This window comes from Pseudomonas aegrilactucae (genome assembly GCF_019168305.1).
In the GTDB taxonomy this organism is placed as follows: Bacteria; Pseudomonadota; Gammaproteobacteria; order Pseudomonadales; family Pseudomonadaceae; genus Aquipseudomonas; species Aquipseudomonas aegrilactucae.
In genome coordinates this window covers 1-1,154 of record NZ_JAHTBI010000161.1, presented here as the reverse complement: position 1 = coordinate 1,154, position 1,154 = coordinate 1, and the positions used below count along the sequence as shown (strand labels likewise).

The following is a 1,154-nucleotide window of genomic DNA, read 5'->3' as shown; positions in this document are numbered from 1 at the left end:
GGGTTATGTAGCAAGAAGCTAGATGATGCATTGGGGGGGACGCCTAAGGATGAGATGCAGGCGCATCATTTGATTCCGCAGAAGGTGTGGAGGGATCACGACGAATTTTTTATTCGGATTGGCATGTCTGAGGATATGGATAAAAAAGAAAATGGTTTGCTAATGCCAGATAGTGCAGAAGGTGCGAAGAAAATGAAGCGCGTTTTTTATCATTGTGGGCCGCATGGGAAAGTATACAGTCCCATCGTTAAAAGGATGGTGGTGAACATTGAGAAAGAATTTATTAACGAAGAAATTGATGAGGCTGGTGCGCGGGCTAAAATATCCGCGATGCAGGGCCGCTTAAGGCTTGGCCTGTCTGCTTCTGGGAATAAGCAAAGAAGAGTTAGATAGCTAAATGGTCGAGGTGTGTGTGAATTATTATGTGCTCTCTCAGAAAGAAGGGCCGGGTTGCCAGCTAGGTATGTTGGATGCGGCACTTTATGACAAATTTTACACTGACGCTGAGGCGGTGAGGTATGGGCAATTTCCATGGTATAAGCGAGCGTGGGGGGAGAGTGGGCGCCTATTTCCGGAGGGAGGAGTGCTTATTTGCAAGGACGAATATTATGATTTTGATATTCGGGGTGCTTCAGATTTTTTTTATATTGTAAGTGATCCGTTTTTGGCGGTGTGCCAAGCGCTGAATGTGGAAATTGTGGATTGTGCAAAAATTCAAGTGGTTTCTCAATCTGGCAAGCAAATTTCAAAAAATAGATATAATGCGGTTTTTTTTAATGAGCTAAATGCTAGGAAGGATAGCGATCCTTCCTCTACGTTTATGGAGAAAGAAAACGGTCGGCCTTTTCGGATTAAAAAGTTGGTGCTTCCTGCTAAGTTGGATCTTGATCTTTTTAAGTATGGCGGGATGATTTCAGGAAGTAGCAGTTTGATTTGCTCTGAACGATTTAAAGAATTGGCTAAGGACTTTAAAGGTATTAATTATACGCCGCTGGATACTGTTCTCTGGTCGGGTATTCGTGCGATTTAAGCATGCTTCGTTGTTAACTTCGAAGATAGTAGCGCAGGGATCTGTTTGATCACCCGGTGCATTCAAGGATGCGCGGCTGGCGGTGGAGTTTGCCTACGACCCCTTGGGCCGGCGACTGTTCAAG

Annotated in this window: 2 protein-coding genes; both read left to right on the top strand. The window is 44.7% G+C overall.

Going from position 1 to position 1,154, the window contains the following annotated elements:
- Positions 1-393: AHH domain-containing protein (locus tag KUO17_RS26210; RefSeq protein ID WP_217978451.1), on the top strand; the 393-nt coding region annotated here is incomplete at its 5' end.
- Positions 394-412: 19 nt separating this feature from the next.
- Positions 413-1,030 carry an Imm43 family immunity protein gene (locus KUO17_RS26205; RefSeq protein WP_217978450.1) on the top strand — a complete coding sequence of 206 codons (618 nt, stop codon included), beginning with the start codon at positions 413-415 and terminating at the stop codon, positions 1,028-1,030.
- Positions 1,031-1,154 lie beyond the last annotated feature (124 nt).